Raw genomic sequence first — 1,253 nt, 5'->3', positions numbered from 1 at the left:
GGCGCGGCGGCGCCGTGACGACGAGGCGAAGAAGGTGTGCGCGACCTGCCCGGTGGTGCGGCGCTGCCTGGAGCACGCACTGGCGGTCGAGGAACCGTACGGGGTGTGGGGCGGGCAGGATGAGGATGAGCGCCGCGCGGTCGTGCTGGCCCGCAAGGGCAGGGGCAGGACCAGACGGCACCACGCCGCGTGAGCGCACCTGTGACCTAAGGTGTGGCACCGGCTCGGTCTGGTGTCGCACCTGGAGGTCTGGTGGCTGGTCAGCGCGTTGTCGTGGTGGGCGCTGGGATCGTCGGCGCGAGCGTGGCGCACCACCTCACCGAGCGCGGGTTCGCCGATGTCCTGGTGATCGACGCCCGCTCGGAGGGCACGCTGCCCGGCTCCACCGGTCTGGCCCCCGGACTGGTCGGCCAGCTCAGCTCCGACCGCGACCTGGCCCGCCTGGCGATCGACAGCGTGGAGCTGTACTCGCGGCTGCCCGGGCAGTTCCACCGCGTGGGCTGCTTGGAGGTCGCCACCTCTGAAGCTGGCATGTCCGGCTTCGCCGCCGACGTCGACAACGGCACCCGGCTCGGTCTCGACGCGCGGGTGATCACCGCGTCCGAGGCGGCTTCGCTGGCTCCCGGTCTCGTGTCCGATACCGCGCACGGAGCGCTGCTCATCCACGATGACGGCGCCGTCGACCCGGTCGCCGTGACCGCCGCGCTGATCGCCTCCGCGCGCGAGCAGGGGGCTCAGTTCCGGTGGAACAGCCCGGTTCGTCAGCTGGAGGAGCAGAGCGGCCGCGTCGTCGGAGTGCGCATGGACAGCGGCGTCGTCCGCGCCGACACAGTGGTCCTAGCGGTCGGGGTGTGGGGGCCGACGCTCGCTTCGACCGTCGGAGTGCAGGTGCCGATGCTGCCCGTCGAGCACCCCTACGCCTTCACCGTGCCCAGCGACGACCTCACCGCGGAGCCGATCACCATGCCGATCGTGCGCTACCCCGAGCACGCGGTGTACTGCCGCACGCACGGCCACCGCTACGGCTTCGGCAGCTACGACCACGAGCCAGTGCCCGCCGCGCTCGGTGCCACGGCCGGGCGGCGCTTCCGCGACAAGGTGTTCGAGCCCGCGCTGGCCAAGGCCCGCAAGCTCGTGCCCGCGCTGCGCACCGCTGACGTGGAGAAGCGGATCAACGGCGTGTTCGCGTTGACCCCCGACGAGCTGCCGTTGGTCGGTCCGGCCCCGGAGGTGCGCGGCCTGTGGCTGGCCGA

At 72.5% G+C, this 1,253-nt stretch carries 2 protein-coding genes; both read left to right on the top strand.

Features of this window, described 5'->3' with window-relative positions; translation table 11 throughout:
• Positions 1-193: WhiB family transcriptional regulator (locus CCN37_RS34110; RefSeq protein ID WP_143261941.1), on the top strand; the 193-nt coding region annotated here is incomplete at its 5' end.
• A 59-nt stretch (positions 194-252) separates the two neighbouring features.
• A partial coding sequence (locus CCN37_RS34105; protein ID WP_086828963.1) for an FAD-binding oxidoreductase occupies positions 253-1,253 on the top strand: 1,001 nt, incomplete at its 3' end.

Source organism: Allokutzneria sp. NRRL B-24872 (assembly GCF_002155965.1).
Lineage (GTDB): Bacteria > Actinomycetota > Actinomycetes > Mycobacteriales > Pseudonocardiaceae > Allokutzneria.
Note: the sequence above shows the minus strand (reverse complement) of the source record. Positions and strands in the feature narration are given on the sequence as shown.